The organism is Chondromyces crocatus (assembly GCF_001189295.1).
Taxonomy (GTDB): domain Bacteria; phylum Myxococcota_A; class Polyangia; order Polyangiales; family Polyangiaceae; genus Chondromyces; species Chondromyces crocatus.
This window is the reverse complement of sequence record NZ_CP012159.1, coordinates 4987273-5011895: the sequence shown is the minus strand read 5'-3', so window position 1 is coordinate 5011895 and position 24623 is coordinate 4987273. Positions and strand designations below refer to the sequence as shown.

Annotated in this window: 13 protein-coding genes; 6 read left to right on the top strand and 7 right to left on the bottom strand. The window is 68.8% G+C overall.

Annotated features, from left to right (window positions below):
* Positions 1-79: 79 nt before the first annotated feature.
* From CMC5_RS48540 to CMC5_RS18490, 5 genes are all read right to left on the bottom strand, one after another.
* Complete coding sequence (locus CMC5_RS48540; RefSeq protein ID WP_050431674.1) at positions 80-2716, bottom strand: Rossmann-fold NAD(P)-binding domain-containing protein; 2637 nt, start codon at positions 2714-2716, stop codon at positions 80-82.
* Positions 2717-2772: 56 nt separating this feature from the next.
* Entirely contained in the window at positions 2773-4239 is a 1467-nt protein-coding gene (locus tag CMC5_RS18510; RefSeq protein ID WP_050431673.1) for a hypothetical protein, read from the bottom strand.
* Entirely contained in the window at positions 4236-6473 is a 2238-nt protein-coding gene (locus CMC5_RS18505) for an AAA family ATPase (RefSeq protein WP_050431672.1), read from the bottom strand. The genes CMC5_RS18510 and CMC5_RS18505 overlap by 4 nt, the downstream gene beginning before the upstream one ends.
* Before the next feature lie 105 nt (positions 6474-6578).
* Positions 6579-7028 carry a phosphohydrolase gene (locus tag CMC5_RS18500; protein ID WP_156338712.1) on the bottom strand — a complete coding sequence of 150 codons (450 nt, stop codon included), beginning with the start codon at positions 7026-7028 and terminating at the stop codon, positions 6579-6581.
* A gap of 1510 nt (positions 7029-8538) precedes the next feature.
* Positions 8539-9060 carry a hypothetical protein gene (locus tag CMC5_RS18490; RefSeq protein ID WP_156338711.1) on the bottom strand — a complete coding sequence of 174 codons (522 nt, stop codon included), beginning with the start codon at positions 9058-9060 and terminating at the stop codon, positions 8539-8541.
* Between the two features lie 275 nt (positions 9061-9335).
* Here CMC5_RS18490 and CMC5_RS48535 point away from each other — a divergent pair, with 275 nt between their 5' ends.
* Positions 9336-10352, top strand: coding sequence for a hypothetical protein (locus CMC5_RS48535; RefSeq protein ID WP_050431668.1), 1017 nt, complete (start codon positions 9336-9338; stop codon positions 10350-10352).
* A gap of 15 nt (positions 10353-10367) precedes the next feature.
* Here the strand turns inward: CMC5_RS48535 and CMC5_RS46970 are convergent, their stop codons facing one another.
* On the bottom strand, positions 10368-10538 hold the full coding sequence (locus tag CMC5_RS46970; protein WP_156338710.1) for a hypothetical protein: 171 nt from the start codon (positions 10536-10538) through the stop codon (positions 10368-10370).
* 331 nt (positions 10539-10869) lie between these two features.
* On the opposite strand from CMC5_RS46970, the gene CMC5_RS41640 reads away from it, so the two are divergent.
* Complete coding sequence (locus CMC5_RS41640; RefSeq protein WP_063796305.1) at positions 10870-12240, top strand: S1 family peptidase; 1371 nt, start codon at positions 10870-10872, stop codon at positions 12238-12240.
* A 259-nt stretch (positions 12241-12499) separates the two neighbouring features.
* Here the strand turns inward: CMC5_RS41640 and CMC5_RS18475 are convergent, their stop codons facing one another.
* Positions 12500-17032, bottom strand: a complete 4533-nt coding sequence (locus CMC5_RS18475; protein WP_063796304.1) for a DEAD/DEAH box helicase — start codon at positions 17030-17032, stop codon at positions 12500-12502.
* Between the two features lie 268 nt (positions 17033-17300).
* Here CMC5_RS18475 and CMC5_RS18470 point away from each other — a divergent pair, with 268 nt between their 5' ends.
* The 4 genes from CMC5_RS18470 (at position 17301) to CMC5_RS18455 (ending at position 24621) form a co-directional block, all read left to right on the top strand.
* Positions 17301-18632: an AAA family ATPase gene (locus CMC5_RS18470; protein WP_050431667.1), complete on the top strand. Its 1332-nt coding sequence runs from the start codon at positions 17301-17303 to the stop codon at positions 18630-18632.
* Positions 18633-19035: 403 nt separating this feature from the next.
* A complete protein-coding gene (locus CMC5_RS18465; protein WP_050431666.1) occupies positions 19036-19404 on the top strand; it encodes a hypothetical protein in 369 nt (122 codons plus the stop codon).
* A gap of 16 nt (positions 19405-19420) precedes the next feature.
* Positions 19421-20038 (top strand): outer membrane protein assembly factor BamB family protein, encoded by a 618-nt coding sequence (locus CMC5_RS18460; protein WP_342673966.1) that lies wholly within the window; start codon positions 19421-19423, stop codon positions 20036-20038.
* Between the two features lie 488 nt (positions 20039-20526).
* Positions 20527-24621, top strand: a complete 4095-nt coding sequence (locus CMC5_RS18455; protein ID WP_050431664.1) for a hypothetical protein — start codon at positions 20527-20529, stop codon at positions 24619-24621.
* The last annotated feature ends 2 nt before the right edge of the window (positions 24622-24623 follow it).

The following is a 24623-nucleotide window of genomic DNA, read 5'->3' as shown; positions in this document are numbered from 1 at the left end:
CTCAGCCTCCTGCAACCAGCTCAGCGCCCTGCAGGAGGGGGGCTGGGTCGCGAGGGATACGACCCCTCAGCCGCCCAGCTCACGCCGCGACCGGGCGCCCTCGCTGACGCATCGCCGTCACCTCGGGCGCCTCCAGCTCCTGGATCTCCGCCAGCGCGTACACCGCCCGGATCTGCCCCATCGCGAACGCCTCCTGCTTCCCCGGGTTCAGCACCACCTCGCGATCTTCCAGCTCGACCGCAACGGGGATCAACCGCCGGAGCGCCAGCGCATCCCGCAGCGAGTCGAAGTGCACCATCTCCTCCGGATCGCTGCAGCAGGTCGGCTCGACGCGCACGATCTCCTGCCCCTCCTCGCCCAGGATCTCGTCGTACAGCGTCGTCACCCCCGGCACGAACGCGCTGTGCACCATGAAGTAATTCTTGATCCGCTCCGTGCTGATCAGCGTCAACCGCAGCCCATCTTCCGCGTCGAACCCGCAGCGCTCCGCGTCGACGAGCCGCCGGATGTGCTCCCCCTTCGCCACCGAATCGAACTCCGCCACCAGGTGCAGGCGCTCCCCCGCTTGCAGCTCACGGCTCTCCAGCGCCCGCACGAACCGCAAGAGCCGCAGCGCCATCCGCGCGTCCCCGTCCACCGCATCCGGCTCCCTCAGGAACACCGCGGCGCCCGGCGCGCCCTCGGCGCCCATCGCCTTCACCGCGAACGACGTCAGATCGTGCCCGTGGTGCGTGTACACCGTCGCCCGCCCCCCGTGCTCCAGCGCGGCCGTCACCCCCGCGGCCCCGGGCGGCGGCTTCGTCGGATCCAGCCCCAGCCCCAGCGATCCCAGCCGCTCTCCGAGGGGCATCCGCTCGTCGCCGCGCTCGCCGAGCACGAGCACCACCTCCACCCCCGGCACGAACCGCGCGAGTTCGTGCAGCAGCGCCGGCAGCGTCGTGCTGTACCCGACCACCAGCACCCGTGACAGCGCCCCTTTGACCAGCTCCAGGCCCGACGCCCACGCGGGCAGGGAGCGCGGATGATCGCTGCTCGCCTCGCGATCCGCCCTCGCGATCCCCCGCCCCATGACCAGATCGCGCCCGTACCGCCGCAGCGGCGCATAGGTCGCCGACACCCCGATCAACCCACGCAGCCGACGCGCCGGCACCCGCCCTGCCCGCGCGCCCAGCCTCGCCGCGACCGACCCCTCCGGAGGATCCCGCAGCGGGTTCAGCCACTGCACCAGCCCATCCACCTGCGGCAACCCCAGCGGCTCCTTGTGCGGCGCCGTCTCGCCCAGGAACACGCCGGTCAGCACCACCCCCCGCGTCTGGTACGCCTCGCGTGCCATCCGCACGAACGAGATCCCACCGTCCTCGTCCGCCAGCGCCGCCAGCGCCGCGGCGTCCCCCTCGTCCACGAACAGGTGCGTGTAGAACTCCGACCCATCGCTCGTCATCAGGTCCGCGTAGAGCGCCTCGACCCCGGGCGTCACCAGGTGCTGGCAGAGGAACAGCCCGAGGATCCGCGGCATGTCGAGCGGGAACGTGCCGGCTCCCCCCGTCCTGCGGAGCAGCTCGCGGTTCTGGCTCTCGCGCACCTCGACGAACACCTGCGCCCCACGGTTCGTCGCGCGCAGCGACGCCAGCGCCATCGCCGTCACCGCATCCGCATCGGGCCCAGCGTCCGACCGCGCCAGCAACAGCACCCGCTTCGCCTCCGACGCCCCCACCCGGGCCAGCGCGTCCGGCTCCGCCCCGTCCCCTTGCCGGTAGACCACCCACCGCATCGCCGGCTCCACCAGGAACCCCGGCGGCTCCTCCCTGGGCCCCAGCAGCACCAGCCGCGGCAGCGCGTGGCGTCGCGGTGGCGGCCCCCCGAGCGCGAGCCACTGCCAGATCTCCATCAGACGCAGCTTCCGCAGCACCCGGTTCCGCTCGTACAGCCCCACGAACTCCCGCACGAGCAGCTCGGCCTCGTGCACCGCCCCGACCACCAGCGCGTGCCCCGCGTACCCCACCGGCCGCCGCCGCTCCGCACGCACCACCTGATCCACGATGTTCGCGCCGATCCCGATGATGAACGAGATCACGAACACGCCGATGATCGTCAGCCCCAGCGACAGGAGCGCCACCACCGGATGCACGTGCAGGTGCTCGATCAGGTTGTCGGCGCTCTCGATCTGCCGGAACGACCACCAGAGCTTGTCGAGGAACGTCGCCTCGCCGAACACCTCACGCCCGTCGAAGTCGTGCGCCACCCCCAGGTGATCCAGCACCACCGCCGAACCAAACGCCAGCGCCCACACCGCTGCCGTCACCAGCCCGAACTGGTGGAGCTGCTCACGCCGCGTGACGATCGAGTACAGATCGAGCGCCAGGTCTCGCGTGAACCGCACCAGCAAGAGGAGCCGCGACAGCCTGAGCACGGGCAGCGCGACCACCGCATGCGCGTGCAGCACCCGCTCCAGGGGCAGGAAGCTCAGGAACGCGAGCAGGTCGAGCACGAGGAGCATCCGCTCGAGCCGCGGACTCTCGCTCGTCCTCCCCCGCAGGATCGCGAACCGGAGCCCCAGCTCTGCGCCGAAGACGATCAAGAAGAACGGTCGAAGCAGGTCCTCCAGCCCCCGGATGGGCAGCACCGAGACCACGATCGACGCCGCCAGCAGGATCTTGGCAGGGCGCGAGTCGAGCCCTCGCGCGAGCTGATCGAGAAGCCGAGGACGACGGGTCATCCGCGCGAGAATAAGCCATTCGCGCGCGCCGACACCGGCAACCCGCGCGGGTTCGCTCAGGCGGTCGTTCGCTGGAGGGCCACGCTGGCCTGCCGCGCGATGCGGCCAAACCAGGCTCCGAGGATGCCGGTGCGCCAGCGGTAGGGTTCGACACCGCTGAAGAAGTGGTCCATGTCGAGCGCAAGCACCGCTGGGAGGGCCGCATGTCCCCGCAGACGCCCCAGGATGTCCGGCTCGTCTGGCCCAGCACCGCCGATCTTCTTCACGCCCTGCTGACAGAAGAGCGTGACCGCCGGCAGGACATCGCCATCGATGCGCCCCTCCCCTCCAGGATGAAAGCGAAGCCCCATCCGGTGGCCGAACGACACCGCATACCCGACGGCCGCATCGACCGACGCTGAAAGGTATGCGCGGCCATCGCTGGCGGCGTTGCGCTTCGCATCCGCCAGCACGAAGAGGCTCTTCTCCCGCCCACTCGGGTCCGTCCGCGAGAACGTCATCACGATGTCGGGCTGGCTCCCTGTGGACTTGAGACCCATCTCCGCGAGCAGCGAGACGAGCATGTCCCCCTCGGGCGGCTCCTTCGAGATGCGGCAGGTGAGCGCTCCCGAGCGAAGCCGGAGCCGCGGCACGTTCTTCTGATCCCGATCGTCCACGTCCTCCAGGGTCCAGCGGACCCCTTCGGGCAGGTCGATCTCCTCTCGCGTCTCCAGCGCCGCGCGCGCGATGCCGAGCGCCGACGTCAGCTCCAGCAGACTGTAGAGCGTCCTCCGCTGGTGCTTCAGATCGGCCTCCTGGATCTGCTCGCCGATCTCCCGGAGCTTCAGCGCGTCCCCCTCGCCACCGAAGCGCCCCCGCCAGAAGGCGAGCCCCGCCCGGATGGCGAGCGCCGCCCTCCGCGCATCATCATCTGCCCGCAAGAGCCGCTGCTCGTGCCGCAGGGTGAACGGCACCCGCCGATTTCCCACGTCACGCGCCACCCGCGCGATCGCGACACGAAGCTCCTCACGGAGTGCGCTCCGCCGGCTCCCTTCGACCGCGAGGGACAAGGCCCCCAGCTCGAGCAAGCTGGAGGCCAGAGAGCAGAGCGCGCCGAGCATGTCCGCATCGAGGAGCGGCGAGGTCTCCCGGGCCCAGTACCGCGCAGGAGGTCGCGTCAGCTCCTCCAGGTAAGTGCGCGGCCAGTCGACATCGCGCTCGGGCACGTCGAGCAGCGCGTAGCGTGGCGCCCGCTTCTGCCAGGCGCGGTTCAGCAACCGCAGGATCGCCATCTCGGCCTGGACTTGCAGCGGATGGTCCGCTTGAAACAGGCCGTGGAGCTGCTCCCGCACCTCGGCGCGCAGCATCCTCCCCACCCAGCTCATCACCGCGAGCCGGCTCGGCCCTTCGAGGAAGGTCCCGAGCCAGCTCAGATGATGAATGAACAGGTCGATCTCGGGCCCCGCCGTCCTCGCACGCCCCCCTGCCCCGAGCGGCCGGTCCACGAGCGAGACCACGGAAGGCGCGACGGCGACGAGCGTCATGACGGCCGTGCCCGCAAGATCAGGCCGTTCCAGGTCTCCTCCGCGATGTCCTTGTACTGCAGCGACAGCTCGCCGATCAGGTACTCCGCGGTGGAGATCTCGTTGTTCCCGTCGATGTCCTTGGGCCGGAACGTCCGCGCCGACGGCTTGACGAGCTGGTACGAGACGCGCCCCGACTTCTCGTCCTTCTTGCTCTCGATGTAGACGAAGGGCGCGCCTTTCCCGTCGCGATGAAACACCGCGACGATGTGCTCGATGGCAGCCCACCGCCGCTCGTCGTCCAGTGCATCCAGCTGCGGGAAGACGCTCAGCACGAGCCCCATGGCGAGGTAGGACGCGGCGGCGGCAATCCCTGCCTCCTTGATCCCACCGCTGGCGACCTTCTCGCCGTCACCCGGGCAGCGAAGCCCCTCGGCGACGAACCGCAGGATGTCCTCCACCGTGGCCAGCCCCACGGCGCGCTCCGCCACCAGATCACCGAACGGCTGCCCGCTCGCCGCAGGCTTCACGTTTCCGTTCGCGAACAGGGGATCCAGGTACTCCGGCCGCAGCCGCTGGATCAGATCCTTCATCGTCTGTCCATCGAACTGGTATGCCGAGTCGCCCACGGCCTCGACCACCTTCCCGCTCTGCTCGGTGATGAACTCCCGCACGCGATCCGGCGATGGTGCCTCGACACGGATGATGTCGAAGCGCCGCAGGAGCGCGAACGAGAGCTGGTGGAGCTGCGCCCGATCGGCGTCGTTCATCGTGCCCACCAGCCGGAACTCGGGGCTGACCTTGTAGTCGCGGTAGCCGATCCCCTCTTCCTCCAGCCGGAAGCCGAGCTTCTTGCTGTAGGTTGCCGGAAGAATGCGCACGTTCGCGAAGCGCTCCTTGCGTCGCACGGCGACCTTCGCCTCGACCCGAGCCTCCGCCCCGTTTGCCGTATCGGCACCAAGCGCCTCGGAGCCGGCCTCTGGAACTGCTGCCACCGGCTCCGGCACCTCGGTCACTTCCACCACCTGTTCGAAGGGAAGCTCCACGGGGTCACCCGCGAACACGGCGAACAGCTCCCCGAAGCACTGGTCGATGCTGGCCCGGTTGAACTCGTCGATGACGAGACACCGATTCGCCTCGACCGCCCGCAGGAAGAACCCAGGCTTGAACTCCAGCCCATTGCCGTCCCGACGCGGCAGATACCGGCCGACCAGATCCCCCGCCGTCCACGCAGGCGACGCCGTCGCAATGACCGGCTCCGCATTACGGACCATTCGCGCCAGCGCAATCGCCAGCTTCGATTTACCGCACCCCGGGGGTCCCGTGAAAATCACGTGCTTGCCCGCGTTCAGCGATGCACAAGCCGCTGCCACGAGATGCCACGGGAGCAGGAGGCTCTTCGAAAGCTCCGCGTACACCTTGTTGGGATCGAGATTGACCGCACGCAATGGCCAGTAGTTCGCGACCGCTGGCAATCCGTAAGCCACCGGATCCGCCGTGGCGGCCCCGCCAGCGGCCCCTGATTGCTGGAAGGGCTGAACGAGGACGGCCCAGACCACGGCGGCGAGCACGAATTTGCCCCAGGCCTCGACCACCTCCCTGCCCCCCCCCGCCTCTCCGGCAGGAGGAGGGAGCGGCGGAATGTCGACGATCCAGCCATCTTCCTCGTGAAAGCTCGGCCAGTACGGCTCCAGTGCCGACGAACGCGTCCCACCGACGAAGCCCGTTTCACGGCTCGCCGTGTTCTCGTCCGCGTGGTGACGAGGAAACCAGACCTGGCCGACCCGCTCCACGCCTGTGGCCGAGGTCGGATAAGGATACGTGGTGGGGATCTTCTCCCCTCGATCGAGCTTCAGGATCGCTTCGCCCCTCGCCAGGGTGAGGTGGCGATTGGTCTCGAAGGCAACAATCCTTATCGAGACCGCAGGCCGATTCTGCGCCACGCTGTTCAGCGCGACGCTCACGGGCACCTCGACCTCTTTGCCCGACGAAGGCCGCCATGCCAGCACGAAATTGACGGTTCCCGAGCCACGCCGTGGGTTCTTCACCTCTTTGAGGTAGACCGACGTGCTCTGTTTCCCCCTCCCCTGAACCTCCCAGTCGAACGTCACCAGCGGCTTCTGCTCGAAGGCCCTGATCCCGTTGATCAGCGTCGGCACGAGCCTCTCGGCGATCTGCTTGGCCGTCACCAGCGTGGGGTCATCCCCCTCGGCTGCAGACGCACCGATGTCTCCCGTCACGGATTCACTGCTCATCAGTGAGAGGCTCCTTCTTCAGTTAACAAGGCCATGCGGCGTTTCATGAGCGATTCAGCGTACTTCAACCCAGCATTCCCCCCTTATCAGACGCCGCCAGCCCGTTCAAGCCGCTCCCCTTCGCCTGCGTTCCAGCCGTGCATCGCCTTCCGCAGCGATCTCCTCGAACAGGCTGTCGAGCGTCACGAACACCTCCCACCGCGACGTGCCGACTTTCTCGGCGACGGCGTCGATGACGCGCTCCTCCAGGTCGACCTTACGGACCCCCTTCCAGAGCTTGTCCGCCAGCGCGACGAGCAGCTCCTCGAACGAGACGGACATCCGATCCCACTGCGCGTGGGGCAGGCACACCCGTGCGAGCGCTGGGCTCACCCCTCGGGCGAGAAGCATCGCCTCCCCTGCGATCTCGCACATCGAGTCCCCCCGACGGTAATGCGGATTCGGTCCAAGCAATGCGCCTTCGTGGTCCCCGAACAGCGGCATCGCCGTGGTGTCGATGTCCAGATGCACCACGCGAAGCGGCGTCAACTCGGCGAGGGCATGCCGAGCCACCATGGCTTCGAGTCGAGCCCTGCAGGTGTCATCGAAGCGACGGAGATCGGTGCACACCGTCTCCAGGCTCCAGCGTATCCCCCCTCGCCTCCAACGCTTTCTGGCGGGGGGTCACCAGGTGCGTGGCGTCGCGTCTGGACGGCTGACGAGGGGTGGATGTTCGACGGCACGTGAAGCGCGTTCGCTGGCGCGTGAAATGCATTCGCCGTTCGGCGAAGTTCGTTCGACGGCACGTGAAGCGCGTTCGACGGCACGTGAAGGAGGATCGATGGTCAGCGAAATTCATTCGCTGGTTCGTGAATCGACACCAGGAAGGCAGACTCGCGCATGCGGGAGGATGGGGCGAACCTACCGTCACGTGAATGCGGTTCGCTGCCGAGGGAAATTCGTTCGACGTCACGTGAACGGCGTTGCCTGCCAAGCGAAGCGCCTTCGACGGCACATGAAGCGCGTTCGACGTCACGTGAACGGCGTTGCCTGCCAAGCGAAGTTCGTTCGACGGCACGCGAAACTCGTTCGACGGCACGTGAACGAGCATTCGCTGAGGCGAGGTTGCGCACAGGGTCGGATAAGGGACGTTCCCTGTCACGTGAACGCGGTTCGCTGCCAAGCGAAGTTCGTTCGACGTCACGTGAAGCGGATTCACTGTCACGTGAAGCGCGACCACCGGCCAGCGAAGCAAAACCGCTGTCACGAGAAGCGCGATCACGGACCAGAGAAGCAAAACTGCTGGCTCGAGAAGCGCACCTGCTGACCAGAACAGCAAATTCACTGGCACGAGAACCCGTTTCCGCCCCACGAAGGCGCCTTTCACGCCTCGAAGCGCTGCGATTCTCGACCTTTACAAGACCAGCACGGGTCAGCACGCGACAATAGCGCCCGTGTCGTCATGCCTTGCCTTCGCGTGACCACCTCCCGCCAGCACGAGGTGGTGGACCACGGAGCGTGGAAGCCATTCCGCTGAGCCGAGAATCGCGGCCGTCGGGCATCGCTTGGAATACCTCCTGCAAGGCGGCTCCTTGCCGTGGGCGTGAGCCAGCGCCGCATCACGAGGCACGCGGGCCTTGTGCCGGATGACGTGCCCAGCGCTGACGTCAGACCGCGGCACGACCAGGCGAGCCCCTTTCAGAGGCAGCAGAAGGTGGTCGGGCCTTCGGCGTCGACCCTGCCAATCGGGCTCCCACCGCGGGGGGTGCAGGCGCCAGGCTCGTCGAGGTCCAGCTGCTGCCGCGTCGTGATGCCCGCGAAGGTGGGCGCCCTGCTGTCATGCCCGGATGACGAGCCGTCGTGCCTGTGAAGGGTGGGCGGGCGTCGCGAGCCGCAGAGGCCGAAAGCGTGCTCACGGGATGCTCGTGAACACGACAGCACGAAGGGCTGGTCGGACACCTTCACGCAGGGCGGGCCGCAACTTCGCGCATCGAGCCCTCCAGCCGCATGCTCTCCGATGGGCCGGGGTGCTCCATCGGAGCTCGCCCTCTCCAGTCCGGTCGACGCCACCACGTGGCTTCCTCGCTCAGTCGGCGTCGATGAGCTGCTCCACGCCCGAGCCGTCCACCGTCATCCACCCCTCGCCATCCGCCTGGATCAACCCTTCCCCCTCATCGGCCAGGGTCGCAGCGATCGCGATCGCCAGTGGCCATCCGATGCCCTCCACGGCCCCCACATCCAGCGTCACCCGCGCCACCCCGACCGCATCGCTCAGGCAATCACGGACCTCCTCTGCGTCTTCCTCCTCGCAGTCGTCCAGCCCGGCGAGGAGCGCCTGGATTTCATCCTTCAATGCCTGGCCTTCACCGATCCAGTCCACGACCAGCGCCATCCCCGCAGCATCCCCCGCCTGAATCCGCATCCATCCAGACTCCCCCCGCACACCACCGCCCTCGCTCACCGAGAGACCCGCGATCGTCTTCGATGGCTCTGACTCCCCGTAGTAGGTCGCCAGCGTCGGCAACCGGGCAGCAATCCCCTCTCGAAGCGATTCTGCCGTGACACCAAGGACGCTCTTCGTACAGACCGCGCGAATTCGAATGCTCATGATGCTCCAACACTCATTCAATCATCCCCGTGGCCGGACCCTACCGGACACGCTTCAGGACGACAAGCGACCCCCCTGCGCTCACTTCCTTCGCTCCGGTCACCGCCGCTCCCATCACCGCCGCTCCCATCTGTTCCTCCTGCCGCTCTCCCTCCCGCACTCACCTCCCCTGGCTGGTTGACGACCTCGCCAGACCGCGATGAGATCGCCTCGCCGACGCCGCGCGGCATGCCTGACGCCTCACCTCCCTGGCAGCGCTCTCGAAAGGGACACCCATGCGACCGCCCCCCCTCGCCTCTGCCTTCCTGCTGGCACTCCTGACGGCCACCGGCTGCGGAGGCAACGTCGTCGTCGACCCCCTTCCCGACGATCTCCCGGAGACGCCAGATGATCCGCCGGACCTCCCTCCCCCCGATGCCACCGACCGGGTCTGGACCGAGGGCGGGCAGGTCGACAGCGTCACGGTCGGGCCCGGCAAGACGGTCGCCCGCCTGTTCGTGTGGGGTGGGGGCGGCGGGGGTGGCGCCCCGGGCCCGGGCGGGGGTGGCGCCTTCCTGAGCGCCCTCGTCCCCGTGACTCCCGGTGACGTGCTCGAGGTCCGCGTCGCGAGCGGCGGCGGGCCTCACGGTGGGGGTGGCGGAGCCTCCTACGTCCTGCGCAACGGCGAGATCATCCTCGTGTCCGGAGGAGGAGGCGGCGCGGGCGTCGACGGCTGCCACGGCTGCAATCCGCCGGTCAATCCGCCCGCGGGCAGCGGCGGCGCCGCAGGACCCGCTGGAGGCAACGGGCAGGACGGCATCGCCAACGACGAAGTCCAGACTGGCTCCGGCGGCGGCCGCGGTGCCACCCAGACGGCCGGCGGCGCCGGCGGCATCAGCAACGACCGCAATCCCTACGGCTACGACACGTGCACCTCTGACGGCGAGCCCGGGGGGGAACACCATGGCGGCGTCGTCCGCGCCTGCACCAGTGCCGGAGACGCCCCCGCCAAGGGACACCTCGGGGGACAGGGCATCGGCAACGGATCGAGCGGTGGCGGCGGCTCGGGCTTCTTCGGCGGTGGCAGCGGCGCCGCCAAGATCACCTACACCGGCGGCGGCGGTGGCGGCGGTGCCTCGTGGATCCATCCAGGCGCAACGCTCCTCGAAACCGAAGGGGGCAGCCTGCAGCAGCCAGGGGGCATGAGCTCGAGCCTGTACCGGGGCGACGCCGCCCGCGGTGGTGATGGCACCACCGACTACGAGAGGCCCATCATGCCGGGCCAGCCCGGGCTCATCGCCCTGCAGATCTGAGCCTTCCACCACGAGTCAGATCCCCCGCCACGAACGCAGCTCCTCCACCGCGCCATCGAGGCCCCCGCGGCTTCCCAGGGCGCGCTCCTTCCTCCAGCGATCCCCCCCTGGGCACCCCACGGCAGCCGCGTCCGGCTCGGGAGCGTCGCCCTTCTCACCGTCCCCTGCCGACAACGATTGACTCATTCCGGCGCACGGCCTCGCCCATACCAAGAGTCAATCCCCGTGCATTCTTCGCGCACTCACGACGCCATCACGCACGACCACCAGGGCATTTTTCCCTGCTTTCGGCATCGCGCTTCTTCATTCAGGGCATTTTTCCCTGCCTCGAGCTTCATTCGTCTGCTCCCGCGACAATCATCGCAGGTGGCACAATGAATCGAAGCAGCAATGAAGTGTAATTTTGAGTCCTCGAAACACCGAGGTCATTCTTGCTCTTTTCACCTTGCCCCACCCCGCATGCAGCGAGCACACTGCCCGCCTCTCGGCAGTACAACCTACTGATTAGGAAGTGAAAATGACGAAGAGCAAGAATCTTCTGTTCGCAGTGGTGTGTCTTGCGGGCGCTGGCATGGGCTGCACCCATGACACCACCGGAGGCCCGGACAGAGAGGCCTTGCTATCGGACGGCCAGGAGATCGTGGGAGGCACCACCGATACCTGGCATACATTCGTCGTCGGCGTCGGAGACAACGGTGGAGCGTTCTGCACCGGCACGGTCATCTCCAGACGCACCGTGCTCACCGCAGGTCACTGTTACGGCGGAATCCGCAAGATTTTCCTGGGAACCAACATCCTGAGCGGTGCCCAGACGGTCGACGTCGTGCAGGAGATCCGGCACCCGGGCTACAGCGGCTCGACCCTCGCCAACGACGTGGCGGTTCTGAAGCTCGCCACCGACGCGCCGGTCCAGCCTGCGCCCCTGCTGCGCGAGACGCTGGAGAACAATGGCGCCTATGTCGGCCCCGACTTCATCTTCGTGGGCTATGGCTACGACAACGGCATCACCGATACCGGCTTTGGCACCCGCCGCGTCGCGAACTTCCCGATCCAGGCCGTCGGCCCGGCCACCGTGGGCGGCACGCCCGGATTCATCAATGAGACGCAGTTCTATTACAAGGTCCCCCAGAAGAACACGTGCAATGGGGACTCCGGCGGCCCGGCCTTCGTCATCCGCGACGGCGTCGAGCAACACGCGGGCGTCACCTCGTTCGGGGACGGCCCTTGCACGCTCGACGGCGTCCAGGCCCGCACCGATCTCCCGATGATCACGAGCTGGCTCCAGGATCGCATCGACGAGTTCGAAGGCGCGGACGACCCGTGCCGCTCCAACGGCGTCTGCGAGGAATCCTGTAACGTCGGCGGCCAGATCGTCGACCCCGACTGCGCTCGGAACCACTGCGGCGCCGACGGGATCTGCTCCCTCGCATGCGCAGCGCCCGTCGATCCGGACTGCGACGGCAGCAATGGCAGCGGCGGAGCCGGTGGCTCGGGCGGCAACGGGGGCAGCGGCGGAGCCGGTGGCTCGGGCGGTGGGGGTGGCTCGGGCGGCGGGGGAGACACCTGCGCGCACGACAAGTGCGACGAAGGTTCCGTGCTCACCTCCACCTGCGATCCTTGCGTCGCGACGATCTGCACCGTCGACCCCTACTGCTGCAGCACGGCGTGGGACGACGTCTGCGTCGGCCAGGTTCAGAGCATCTGCGGCCAGTCCTGTGGCGCCCAGGCCTGCGCGCACGACAAGTGCAACGCAGGCGGCAAGCTCGATGCCTCGTGCGATCCCTGCGTCACCCAGATCTGCGGCGCCGACCCCTACTGCTGCAACACCGCCTGGGATGACGTCTGCGTCGACCAGGTCCAGCGTGTCTGCGGCCAGACGTGCAACTGACCTGTCGAGCCGACCTGGAGAGGGGACGACGGCTCACCCGGAGAGCCTGCGCCTCGGCAGCTTGCTGAGGGTCTCGTTCTTTCCCCCATCGCCCGCGCGCTCGTGAATCCAAGCCCGCGCGCTCGTGAATCCGAGGCAGAGGACCGCTGCACGCGGCCCTCGCCCTCGGACCTCGCACGGACGTCGCCCATCACCACCAGCTCATCATCTCGGCGCCGGTGCCCTCGAGACGGTCATCCCACCGCTGTCCTCCCCGCCGTCATCCCGGCGCCCTCACCTCCAGCGTCGGCATCCCCGGCGTCGTCAACGCCGACGCCGACGCCGACGCCGACGCCGACGCCGACGCCGACGCCGACGCCGACGCCGCGGCCTCCAGCGCCATCCCCTCGGACATCACGTCGGACCCCACCGGAACGAGGGGCACCCCGTCCCGGAAGATCACCACGTTCCCCACCACCGCCGGCACCCGCGGCCCGGGCGTGATGATCCCCGACAGGTTCAGCGGATCGCACGCGCTCAGCTCCAGGAGCTCCCCCCGCGGCGGCTCACGCCGCGCCGTGCGCAGCGCATCCAGCGCCTCCGGCAGCGCGAACTGCTCCCCCACCAGGCTCGCCACCAGCCGCCCACCCCGGATCTCTCCCGCCATCTCCATCCGCCGGTACACCCGCAGCAGCGCCCCCCACGGCGGTGCCCCGGCTTCCCGCGCCAGCAGCTCCCGCATCACTACCCCGTAGCGGCACAGGTACTGCCTCGCCAGCGCCTCCACCACGTCCCCTTCGGCCACCACCGCCGGCCGCAGGATCGCCCAGCGCCCCGACGCCACCGGCCCCCCTCGCCCGAGTCGCCCCACCAGCCCACCCCGCAGCGACGGCTCCAGCAGCGCCCGCAGCGCCCCGAACCCATCCGCGGTGATCGCCCCCGCCGCCACCAGCTCCCACAGTGCCTCTTCCAGCTCCACGGCCGGACAGGCCTTCGCCGCCTGGAGCTCCGCGAAGAACAGCGCCCCCGACCGCTCCAGCACCCCCAGCACTGCCTGCGCCCGCTCCGACAGCGACCCCCCCTGCCCCTCGCCATCCCCCTCGTTCCCTCGCCCCCCGCGCGGCGACAGGAGCCACCCCAGATCCCGCCGCAGCGCCAGCGTGATCGGCGCCGCCCGCGTCGGCGCAGCCGTCGTCGACCGCGGCACCACCCGCCCCCACGCCACATCCCCCGACAGGCACAGCGCATCCAGCAGCGCCGGCGCGTAGCCTGCCACCCGCGCTGGCAGCACGTGCTTCTCCCACGCTCCTGCCGCCAGCTCGAACCCCTGGAGCTGCTCGATCACCCGCGCCAGCCCCCCGGGTCCCCGCCGCTGCGTCCCGGCCTGCACCCCTTGCCAGCCCAGCAGGAAGCGCATCAGCTCCGCAGGCGTCGCCGGCTCGATGGCCCGCCGCAGCCCATCCACCGTTCGCCGATGGATCCGCGACAGCAACAGCCGATCGCACCACTCCATCGCGCGCTCGCCCCCTGCGCGCTCGCCCCCTGCCTCCTCGCTCCCGGCTTCCTCGCTCCCGGCCTCCTCGTCCCCTCGCCCAGAGAACCGCCCGCGCAGCGCCGCCCCTTGCGCCTCCAGCTTCGCCAGCGCGATCCGCGCGTCCCCCAGGTCCAGCGCGATCCGACGCGCCAGCGCCGCCTCCGTCACCGGCCCCAGCACCCCCATCCAGCCCGACGCCAGCGCGTACAGCGCCGCCTCCCGGCTCTCTGGCGCCGCTGCCAGTACCACCGCGGGCAGCACCACCACGGGCGCGAACGCCGCCCCGGGCCAGATCACCTCTGCCCACGGCCGCCGCTCCGTCGCCACCCAGAAGGGCTCCCCCTCGCTCGCCTCGGGCGCCACCATCTCCAGCGCCCGTCCCTCGCCCACCAGCCGCGCGAAGAACGCCGACCACCCCGCCCTTGCCCCTTCGCTGGCCCGCAGCGCCACCCGATCCAGCAGCACCTCCAGCAGCTCGTCATGGCTCCGCACCGGCGGCTGCGCGCTGGCCACCACCGCCGCGATCGCCTCGGGATCCAGCCCCCCGATCCGCTCCTGGATCACCGGCGGCAGCCCCCGCCGCACCGACACTGCCCGCGCGCGCCGCTCCTCCAGGGGCGCATCGTCGAGGAACGTGTACGGATTCGAGTTCAAGATCTCGTGCGAGAGCACGCTCGGCTCCGGCGTCAGCCGAGGCACCACCTGCACCCGCCCGTCGCGCAGCCCCTGGAGCAGCGCCTCCAGCCCCGGCACATCCATCAGCTCCGTCAGACAGTCCCGCAGCGCCTCTTGCACCAGCGGATGATCGGGCGGCTCCAGGTGCGCCCCGATCCCGTGGTTGTCCTGGCACCCCGCCTGCTCCGGGAACACCGCCAGCAGCAGATCATCCGCCCGCATCCGCAAGAGCGCCGGCGGCACCCGCCGCCCACCGCGCTGCCGCAGCATCATCAGCGACCGCGCCAGATCCCACCGCCAGCGCACCTGGAACATCGGTGATTGCAGCGCCGCTTGCAGCAGCACCTCCGACAGCCCCTCCGGCCGCACCAGGTTCAGCAGCTCGTCCGCCCCGATCCCGTGCTCCGGCGACAGCGACAGGAGCACCCCATCGTCCGTCGCCGCCGCTTGCAGCTCGAAGTCGAACGACCGGCAGAATTTCTTCCGGAGCGCCAGCCCGAGCGCCCGGTTCACGCGCCCACCGAATGGCGCATGCACCACCACCTGCGTCCCGCCTGCCTCGTCGAAGAACTGCTCCACGACCAGCGTGTCCTGGCTCGGCATCGCCCCCAGCGCCGCCTTCCCTGCCGCCAGGTACGTGCACAGGAGCTCTGCTCCCCGCGCGTCCAGTGCGCACGCCTCCACGGCCCACCGCGCCGCTGCCGGGAGGTCTCCGCCCCCCGCTTCGCCACCCGGACCCGACACCAGCGCGTCCAGTTCGACCCGCAGCGCCGAGACCGCATCGCTCAGCTCTCGCGTCCGCGCTGGCCCCTCGCCACGCCAGAACGGCACCGTCGGCGCCGCTCCGTGCGCGTCCTCGACCCACACCTTCCCCTGCTCGACCCGCCGGATCCGCCACGAGCTGCTCCCCAGCAGGAACACGTCCCCCGCCGACGAGTCGATCGCGAAGTCCTCGTCGAGCGTCCCGAGCTTCGACCCCTCCGGCAGCAGCAGCACGTCGTAGTTGCCGTTGTCCGGGATCGCCCCGCCCGAGGTCAGCGCCGCCAGCCTCGCCCCTCGGCGCGCCCGCAGCCGCCTCCCGATCGCGTCCCGATGCACCATCGCCCCGGCGCCACGCCGCCCGCGATCGCGCCCCAGCCCCTCCGACACCATCGCCACCACCGCGTCGAAGTCGTGCCGCGTGAGCCCCGCATAGGGCGCGGCCCGCTGGCACAGCGCGAACAGCTCGTCTTCTCCGCGCTCGTCACACGCGCATGCCGCCACGATCTGCTGCGCCAGCACGTCCAGCGGCGCTTCCCGCAGCGCCACTGTGTCCATCGCCCCCGCGCGGGATGCCCGCACGATCGCTGCGCACTCCACGAGCTGGTCGCGCGTCAGCGGGAAGAACCGCCCGCGCGGTGTCCTCCCCAGGGCGTGCCCCGATCGTCCCACGCGCTGCATCGCCGCTCCGATCGACCGCGGCGACCCCACCAGGCACACCAGGTCCACCGCTCCCACGTCGATCCCCAGCTCCAGCGACGCCGTCGCGACCACGACCCGCAGCGCCCCCGCCTTGAGCCGCTGCTCGGCCTCCTGGCGCCGCGCCCGCGACAGGCTTCCGTGGTGGGGCGCCACGGCCTCCTCGCCCAGCCGCAGCGCCAGGTGGTGTGCCACGCGCTCCGAGAGCCGCCGCGTGTTCACGAACACCAGCGTCGAGCGCGCCTCGCCGGAGAGCGCCGCGATGCGATCGTAGATCTCGTCCCACTGCTCGTGCGTACACACCGCGCCCAGCTCGTCCCGGGGCACCTCCACCCCGAGGTCCAGGGTCCGCAGCGTGGTCGTGTCCACGATGTCCGGCAGGGGCCTCGCCCCCACGAGCAAGCGCGCGGCGACCTCGACCGGCCGCACCGTCGCGCTCAGCCCGATGCGCTGCGGCGCCACGCCGCCCGCCGAGGTCACCAGATCGTCGAGCCGTTCGAGGGTCAGCGCGAGGTGCGCGCCGCGCTTGTCCCCTGCGACCGCGTGGATCTCGTCCACGATCACCGTCCGCACGCCCGCAAGCGCGCGCCGGCCCGAGACGCTCGTCACCAGGATGAACGCTGACTCTGGCGTGGTCACGAGGACATGCGGCGGGTGCTGCGCCAGGGCGCGACGGTCCTTCGCCGAGGAGTCCCCCGTGCGGACGGCGACGCGCACGCCGGAAGGGGGCAAGCCGGCAGCGGCGAGGGCTTCGTCGATCTCCGCGATCGGCTGCTGCAGGTTGCGCTGGACGTCGCTCGAGAGGGCCTTGAGGGGGGAGATGTAGAGGACGTCGGTGCGGGGGATGGGTGTCGAGGAGGAGGGAGACCCGGGGGATGCGCCTGGGGAAGAGCCGGAGCGAGCGGAACGCGGTGCCTTGGCGGGAGGGCCTGCGACGTCCGCCGTGGGTTCGCCGCCGCGTGCCACCGACTGCTGGATCAGCCGGTCCAGGCACGCGAGGAACGCCGCGAGTGTCTTCCCGGCGCCCGTCGGGGCGACCAGCAGCGTGTCCTTGCCCGCGGCGATGCGCGGCCAGGCCTCCGCCTGCACCGACGACGGAGCCCCGAACTTCCCCGCGAACCAGGCCTCGACGATGGGATGGAACACCCCGGGAGACTAGGGCATCGCGCGCGCGGCAGCCACGCACGGCGCCCGAGTGCGCGAGCCGGCGCACAGGAGGCCCGCGAAGACCCGTCTGCTGGAACCGTGGAGACCCTGCCCCACCGAGGCCCACGGTGGACGAAGGCGCTCTTCGACGGCTCGACCACGTCTCGCGGGGACTGCGCTCGAAGCGCCCGGAGGGGCTCGAAGCGAAGCCGTTGACGCTGATTCCTGTAGCCCCCAAAGCCGTCTCCCAGGAGGACATGTCAACCCCATGAGCCATGATCGGATCACACAGGTCAGGATCTCCGGACTGCGTGCGATCGACGAACTGACGCTCGACCTGCACGGTCTCACAGTGCTGATCGGCGACAACGGCACGGGCAAGAGTTCGATCCTCGAAGCGTTCGAGATCCTGCACCAGGTGGCGAAGCCCATCGCGCATGTGTCCGACATCATCGTCAAGGGGCATGGCGGACTGGATTCGCTGCTCCGCCGCGGATCGGACGAGCTTCGCCTCGGTGTCACGATCGAGGGAGACGGTCCGCAGATCGTCTACGACCTTTCCATGGGTCACATCGGTGTGTCCCCCGCGGTGCTCCGCGAGCAACTCGACGTGTACGCCGATCCCGAGGCGCTTGAACCGCTTCGTGTACTGAAACGCAAACATGCAAGCCTCACGCTCTTCGACGCGCGGACTGCAAAGCTGCGACGGGTCAACCTCGACGAACGGTTCGACGACGAGGAATCGACGGGCGTGGACGAGCTGCGCTTGGCACTTCCGTGGTTGAGAGCCAAGACACAACCCGCCCTCCAGCGCGTGGTCAAGGCGCTGGATCAGATTGACGTCCACGTCCCCTTCGAAGCACGTCCCATCTGGCAACAGCGGGCGCTCGACATCCGCCAAGGGCCGCGCTGGCCTTCGGTCGTCGAGAAGACGGATCGGCTGACGCGCCATGGCGTGAACCTCCCGAATGCGTTCCAGCAGCTTCGCAATCTGGGCAACGAGACGTGGAGCCGTGTTCTGGAGCGCGCCCAGCTCGGCCTCGGCGCTGACCTTCGCGACTTCCGGCTCAGCCCATCTGGACGCGGCAACATCGAGCTGGAACTCGTCTTCGGGACGTTCCCCGATGCTCCTCTTCCGGCCGAGGTTCTATCCGAAGGGCAGCTCAGCTACCTCGCCTTCATCGCGCTCTGCGGGCTTCACGGAAGCCGCTCGCTCCTCGCTTTCGACGATCCAGAGATTCACCTGCACCCAGGGCTCCTCGTACGCGTCTTGTGGATGCTCGAAGAGGTGTCGGCATCCGCTCCTGTGATCGTGGCGACGCACTCGGACAGTCTCCTCGATGCGCTCGAAGATCCTGCCCGCTCCGTGGTCCTTTGCGAGCTGGACGAGAAGCGTCGGACACGCCTGCGCCGTCCCGATGCCGCACGTCTCGCCGAGTGGACCGAAGACGACAAAGGTCTGGGAAGCCTGCGGGCCGACGGCTACGCAGCCCATGTCTTCGGAGACGTGGACGCCGAAGGGAAAGGGACCGCGAGAGGATCGTCACCATCCTGTGGGAAGATCAGCGCGGAACGGAGCAAAGGGGTTCGGCCCTCATGAGCTTTTGCTCTGTTGCCTCATGTGGCCGCACCGGAGATCGGCATGACCGCGTGAGGCATTCCTGAAGGTTATGGTGAGGCATTCCAGCAGCACATGAGGACAACAGGCCGCGACCTCGGAGCATCACCCGCGCATCTGCGCAGGGTCCGCGCGCCGTCCGCCGGGATCTCGCCAGAGCTGAAACAGCCCTGAAAACCAGCCCTTCGCCGGACCGGACGCCGAGAAGAGGGAATCCTCGGAAAGTCTTCTGATGTGGCGTCTGTCTTGCATTGACGAGACGCGTTCCCTGCCGACGCTGGTTCGCAGGGGATTCAACTCGCAATGCCCACGTGCCCCAGGAAGCTCTGTGGTTGGTGGTGATTGCTTCATTGGCTCGAATGAGCACGCAAGGATAGAGGTCCACATGAGCGCCACCAAGCACACCAAAGGTTCCATTCCGGAAGAGATCAAGGCCATCACGCGCGAGCAATTCTTCACGCCGAAGAATTACGGCTCGCTGACGGGCAATGATCTCTACTGGATACTGTATCGAGCAGCGTCGGAGACGAACACGCTGACCGCATTCCGCGAGGAGGTGGTGCGGTTGCTCGACGAGAGGCTCGGGCCGGACACCTATATCGTCGTGCTCGACAGCAGCGAGAATGGGGGCGATGGCATCTTCTACAGGAAGAATCCACGGCTCCCCAATGACGTTGCCTGGGGAGGGACAGCCGGGGTTCTGCCCGGCGTCGTGGCCCGCCATGGCGTGAGTTGCTACGTGTTCTGGGGCTGAAGACGCTCGACCCGCCCTGCACGGGACTCCCCCATCCATCCAGCCCAGGCCGTGGGAGCCAGCTGCGCGCCAGCGCGACGGACCCGGCGCCCGGCGCCTCCTTCGCGCCTGGCGCTCCCCTTCCCTGGCAACTACGGTCGCGCGCATGTACCGCGACCCTCCTTCTGACGCCCCCCTCGTGCTCACGGCCATCAATGGCGTGGTCGTCGCCTACGACCGCCTGTCCGGTCGGCAGGTGTGGCGCTTCCAGGCCACGCTCCAGGGCGTCGAGCATGCGCCTACCCTCTGCGTCGTGGAAGGTCAGCGCGTGGTCAGCGTCAGCGCCAAGGAGGTCCGCACAGCGATGTTGAGCTGGACGGCCGCAGCCGAGGTCAACTGCCTCGACTACCTGACGGGCGGTCGTCTCTGGACCTGTGATGCCGTCGGCGAGAAAGGCATCGGCCTCTACACCGCCACGCTCCTCGTGAGTGGGGGCCAGGTGCTGGTCACGCAGGGAACGCAGCTCTTCGCCTTCTCGCTCCTGAATGGCACCCTCCAGTGGCAACAGCCTCTCCGCGGACTCGATGGGAGCGACGTCGTGAGGCCTGTGTCCCTCGCCCTGCCCGGCCATACCGCGCTGGTGGCTCATCGCTGAGCCCCCCGACGGCGACGACGCGGAAGGCCATCCCACAGAGCCGCAACCCCTCCAGAAGCGCCCCACGCCCCTCCTCGCGCCTGGCGCTCCCCTCCCCCGGGCAACCACGGTCACGCGCATGCACCGCGATCCCCTCCCGGCAGCCCCCCCCTCGTACTCACGGCCGTCAATGGGGTCGTCGTCGCCCGGATGCGGGAACGGCTGAGCGTGGGACAAGCCACTGTCACAGACAGATGTAACTGTAACAGCCCCGGTGTTTCACCGTAACACCCCGGGATCGCCTCGTTACGCTGGCGTTCGAGCGCAGAACGCCGCGGAAACGCGCTCTCGGGCGACGTGGAGAGAGGGGCACGCAACAGTGCACCGCCCGCGTGAAGCCATCTTCGAGCAGGCACACGAGTTGCGGTAGGGCGGGAAAGTGATTCGCGCCGGGCGGAAGGACGACGTGCCTTCCGTGCGCGCGCCCGTGCCCCCCGAGGTAGAGGTCCATGCCCTCCGTCCTGCTCGTCCCCATGCATCTGGATGCCCTCGTCGTACCCCGAGGCGAAACCAGAGACCTCCACGCGCCGCTGGTCGACTTCACGAAGCTGCCGTTCACGTACAACACGACCGACCCACAGACCCAGAAGGTCTCGACGCACGACCAGCCGAACAGCACGACCCCCAGCATCGCCGACCTCGTCCTGACGGCGCCTTTCGACAACGCGAAGCTCACCATCACCGCGGGCATCCACCTGCACTGGGCCCTGCCCGACGCGCTGACGAACAGCAAGGTGGGTGACGACGCGGGACGACGCCTGTTCCCGATCGTTCCCAACCGCTGGCTCGTCAACCGCGTGCGCAACGACGCGACGATCGAGGCCCAGTGGGTCGTCGAGAGCGACTACCTCTACCCGGATCTCTCCTTCCAGAACCCGCCCCCCGACACCATCGCGGTGCAGTTCCCGTGCATCGACCCGGACCAGGGGCCGTATCAGCCCTTCCGACACATGGGGCGGGCCGTGGAGGCCTCCGCGTGGTCGCCGAACGGCAGCGGCGAGTACCTCGGCCAGTTCGAGGTGGGCGCCGATCCGATGGCCCTCACGGCCGTGGGCACCACCCCGTGGGTCGACAAACTCGACCACGTGAAGGCGTCCTTCGCAGCGTTCTATCCGAACTCCCACAGCGTCTTCGGCTTCCACGACACCACCGTGGACACCACGAACCTGGCTGGCCTGTCGTACGAGGTCATCGGGTTCTACGGCGATCTCACCCAGGATTTCATGGGGATCTGGCGTGCCAGGGAGTCCGATCCCTCGATGCTCCTGGAGGATCTGCAGAACGATTACGCCTGGTCGGTGGACGTCGGCGACGACGCCTTCCCGGACCGCACGGTCCTTTATTCACGCATGACGTTCGGCACCACGGACGCGACCGCGGTGAACCCGGCCGCGACGGGCAAGAAGCTCGACGTCTCGCTCGCGAACTCGGGGACCGAGGCGCTCTCGGCGTACCTGGCCAAGCAGCTCGCCACCACCGACGGCACCACCGACACCACCAGGACGCCCCTCTTCGAGCAGCAGCTCGAAGCGCTCGAATACGTCGACGCCCTCTCCACCCAGCGGCTCGATCAGGTGGCAAAGTTTCTCGAAGCGCGCCACCAGAAGGGGTTCACCTCGCAAGCGGGGGGCTTCGCCTGGTCGATTCGCCCCGCCAATCAGAGACAGGGGGAGAGCAGGAAGATCCAGACCCAGGTCACCCTCCCCGACGACCTCGCCCATCAGCTCAATCAGTTGAACGCACTCCAGGAGAGGTACAACCGGACCCAGGACGAGATCGCCTCCATGAGCGGGCGCCTCTTCCGCGACTGGGTCCAGCTCGAATCCACGCAGACAGAGCCGAGCGTGAACCACAGCAATGCGCTGGAGAGCCTCATCGGCACCGGGCTTTCCCCGCTGCGGACGCTCATCACCAGCACCGGGTTCATCCAGTGGAGCTGGGATGGCGCGAACCAGAAGATGGTCGCCACGCCCGAAGCGATCGTCTTCAGCATCGTCTCGGCCCGGAGCAAATACTACGGCCAGTACTACGTACCGCCCCTGAACGATGGCTCGCTGCTGCACAGCAACGCCGCGTGGCGCAGCGAGATCGAGAACTGCGGCCGCACGTGGGGCGCGAACGCAAAGGCCATCAACGAGCAGACCGGAGCGACCCAGGAGGGCAAGGTCTGGACGATCCCGGACGGCGACCTGACCTACCAGGTCACCGTCGCGCGTGGGGTCATGAACCTGGTCATCCCTCCGGACCCTTCCCAGCTCGCCTCGCAGCTCATCACGGCCATCGCCAGCTTGCGGGAGACGCTCGCCAGGGAAGCGTCCGGCTACGTGCTCATCGCGGTCCCGCAGCCGCGCTACTGGCAGCCCAACGAGCCCACGCTGCTCCTGGTCGGCGATGCCATTCGAACCACCCTGCGCCATGGCTGCGACGGTGATTCGAGCGACGACGGGTACTTGCATTGCCAGCACCTGCCGGACGTCGCAGACGACAGCCTGTCGAGCCTGCCCACGAACGCGGCGCTCCTCCAGCAGATCCGGGGGGTGATGGACGCCGCGTCCCCCTCGGCGGGCGGGGATGCGCCCGGCTTCACCACCTGGACCGCGCAGCCCTGGAACCCCGTGCTGGCCGTGTGGAACATGGAGTTCTTCCCCGACACCATGCCGGACGCGAACTACCCGGCCGACTACATCACGAGCCAGTACACCCTCCCCAGAGACCAGTCGGATCTCGCGCCCACGACCCCCCAGCGCGCCGCCTCGGACGAGCGGCCCTACGCGGGCTTCGGCATCCTGAGCCCCCACGCCCCGGGGCAGCTCCAGCGCTGGATCGCGAACCTCATCACCCGTGAGCACGCCTCGCTGCCCGCGCCCTATGACGACGAGTTCAACGGGCTGAACACCGAGGAAGCCATGAGCCTCCTGGATCAGTCGGCGGATGCGATCCTCGCGGCCTACCAGCCGACCAGCGCGACCGACCCCATCGTGACCGCGCTCCGCGCCCATTCGATGGTCGCGCGCATGCCTTGTCTGTCGCAGGCCTTCGGTGGGTTCAACGACACGCTCTGCACGGCCAACCGGGGGACCATGCAGCTCGAGATCGCCGACCCCACGACCACGAACGAAGACCTCCTCCAGGTAACGACGCAGGTGAACGGGACGGTGCGCGCCCCCCTGCTCACCGGGCCGCTGCCCATGAGTGACTTCACGCCCATCCGGAGCGGCCAGGCGAAGCTCGCCCGGCTGTGGGTCGTGGACGCCTTCGGCCAGGTGAACCCGATCTTCGACACCGGGCTCGCGCCGACGAACGCCACCTCGACGCAGCTCATGCCCACCAGCCTGGCAGGAACCGACTGCATGTTCCGGCTGCCACCGCGGCTCACGCAACCCGCGCGCCTCTCGTTCCGGTGGCTCTCGGGTGAGCCGGTGGGCCCCGACGACGACGTGGAGATGAACGCCCATCCGGCCACGACCCCCGTCTGTGGCTGGGTGCTCCCCAACCACCTCGACAGCAGCTTGATGATCTACGACGCCGACGGTGCCACGCTCGGGGTCGTGGACCAGGAGGGGCACTGGTCGTCGGCGCCGGGGCGGGCGACGCCGGTCAGCGTCGCGGACATCGCGAACCCGCACCTCCGCAGCATGGTCACCTACCTGACGAAGAGCGCGTCGGCGGACACCTCCTTCCTTCGCGCGCTCCTCCTCACGCTGGGCAATGCGCTCGAGAACAGCGACCCGGAGGACTTCGCGCAGCACAAGGCCATGGCCCTGCTCGTCGGGCGTCCGCTCGCCCTGGTGCGCGCCAAGCTGAAGCTGGAACTGAAGGGGTTGCCCGCGCGCGACGAGAGCCTGACGGCCTACAAGGCCAGCGTCGCCGGCTACGACGCCCACGACCCGACGACCCTCCAGACGAGCCCCACGCCGTGGACGCACGACTTCGACAAGGTGCTCTTCCCGATCCGCATCGGCGAGTGCGGCCAGTACAACGATGGCCTCGCGGGCTACTGGAAGGAGAATGACGACGGCTCCTACGCGGGCGACGTCTTCTATTCGACGCAGAGCGACGCACCGGGCCTCCCGGCGACGACTGGCGACCCCCGGAGCATCGTCACCGTGAAGGACGCCCCGGTGAACATCCCGCTGTCCGCCTCGGCGGACGCGCTGACCGTGGCCATGCTCCTGGATCCACGCGGCAAGGTCCACGCGACGAGCGGCATCCTCCCGACGAAGGCCCTCTCCATCCCCTCGGACCAGTACGCCGCGGCCCTCCAGGTGCTCACGGTGACCTTCCTGTCGGCGCCTCTGCTCACGACGCGAGCGATGTACGAGCAGCCGCCGGAGACACGGCAGCTCGAACTGCAAGTGCCGACGGAGGGAGGGTACGCGTGGTCGTGGCTCGAACAGAGCGGGGGACAGTGGACGACCTCCACGGGGTTTGCCCCTGTGGACACCACGGCGCGCTTCGCGGGGGAGCAGCTCCTCTGCGAGGGCTGGCTCGAGCTCGCCCCGACCAGCGACGCCAGTGACACCAGTGACACCAGCGAGGCGTGAGG

Excerpts from the sequence above, each read along its gene's own strand:
- CMC5_RS48540 (WP_050431674.1), bottom strand. The coding sequence starts at position 2,716 with ATGACCCGTCGTCCTCGGCTTCTCGATCAGCTCGCGCGAGGGCTCGAC.
- CMC5_RS18510 (WP_050431673.1), bottom strand. The coding sequence starts at position 4,239 with ATGACGCTCGTCGCCGTCGCGCCTTCCGTGGTCTCGCTCGTGGACCGG.
- CMC5_RS18505 (WP_050431672.1), bottom strand. The coding sequence starts at position 6,473 with ATGAGCAGTGAATCCGTGACGGGAGACATCGGTGCGTCTGCAGCCGAG.
- CMC5_RS18500 (WP_156338712.1), bottom strand. The coding sequence starts at position 7,028 with ATGGTGGCTCGGCATGCCCTCGCCGAGTTGACGCCGCTTCGCGTGGTG.
- CMC5_RS18490 (WP_156338711.1), bottom strand. The coding sequence starts at position 9,060 with ATGAGCATTCGAATTCGCGCGGTCTGTACGAAGAGCGTCCTTGGTGTC.
- CMC5_RS48535 (WP_050431668.1), top strand. The coding sequence starts at position 9,336 with ATGCGACCGCCCCCCCTCGCCTCTGCCTTCCTGCTGGCACTCCTGACG.
- CMC5_RS46970 (WP_156338710.1), bottom strand. The coding sequence starts at position 10,538 with ATGAGTCAATCGTTGTCGGCAGGGGACGGTGAGAAGGGCGACGCTCCC.
- CMC5_RS41640 (WP_063796305.1), top strand. The coding sequence starts at position 10,870 with ATGACGAAGAGCAAGAATCTTCTGTTCGCAGTGGTGTGTCTTGCGGGC.
- CMC5_RS18470 (WP_050431667.1), top strand. The coding sequence starts at position 17,301 with ATGAGCCATGATCGGATCACACAGGTCAGGATCTCCGGACTGCGTGCG.
- CMC5_RS18465 (WP_050431666.1), top strand. The coding sequence starts at position 19,036 with ATGAGCGCCACCAAGCACACCAAAGGTTCCATTCCGGAAGAGATCAAG.
- CMC5_RS18455 (WP_050431664.1), top strand. The coding sequence starts at position 20,527 with ATGCCCTCCGTCCTGCTCGTCCCCATGCATCTGGATGCCCTCGTCGTA.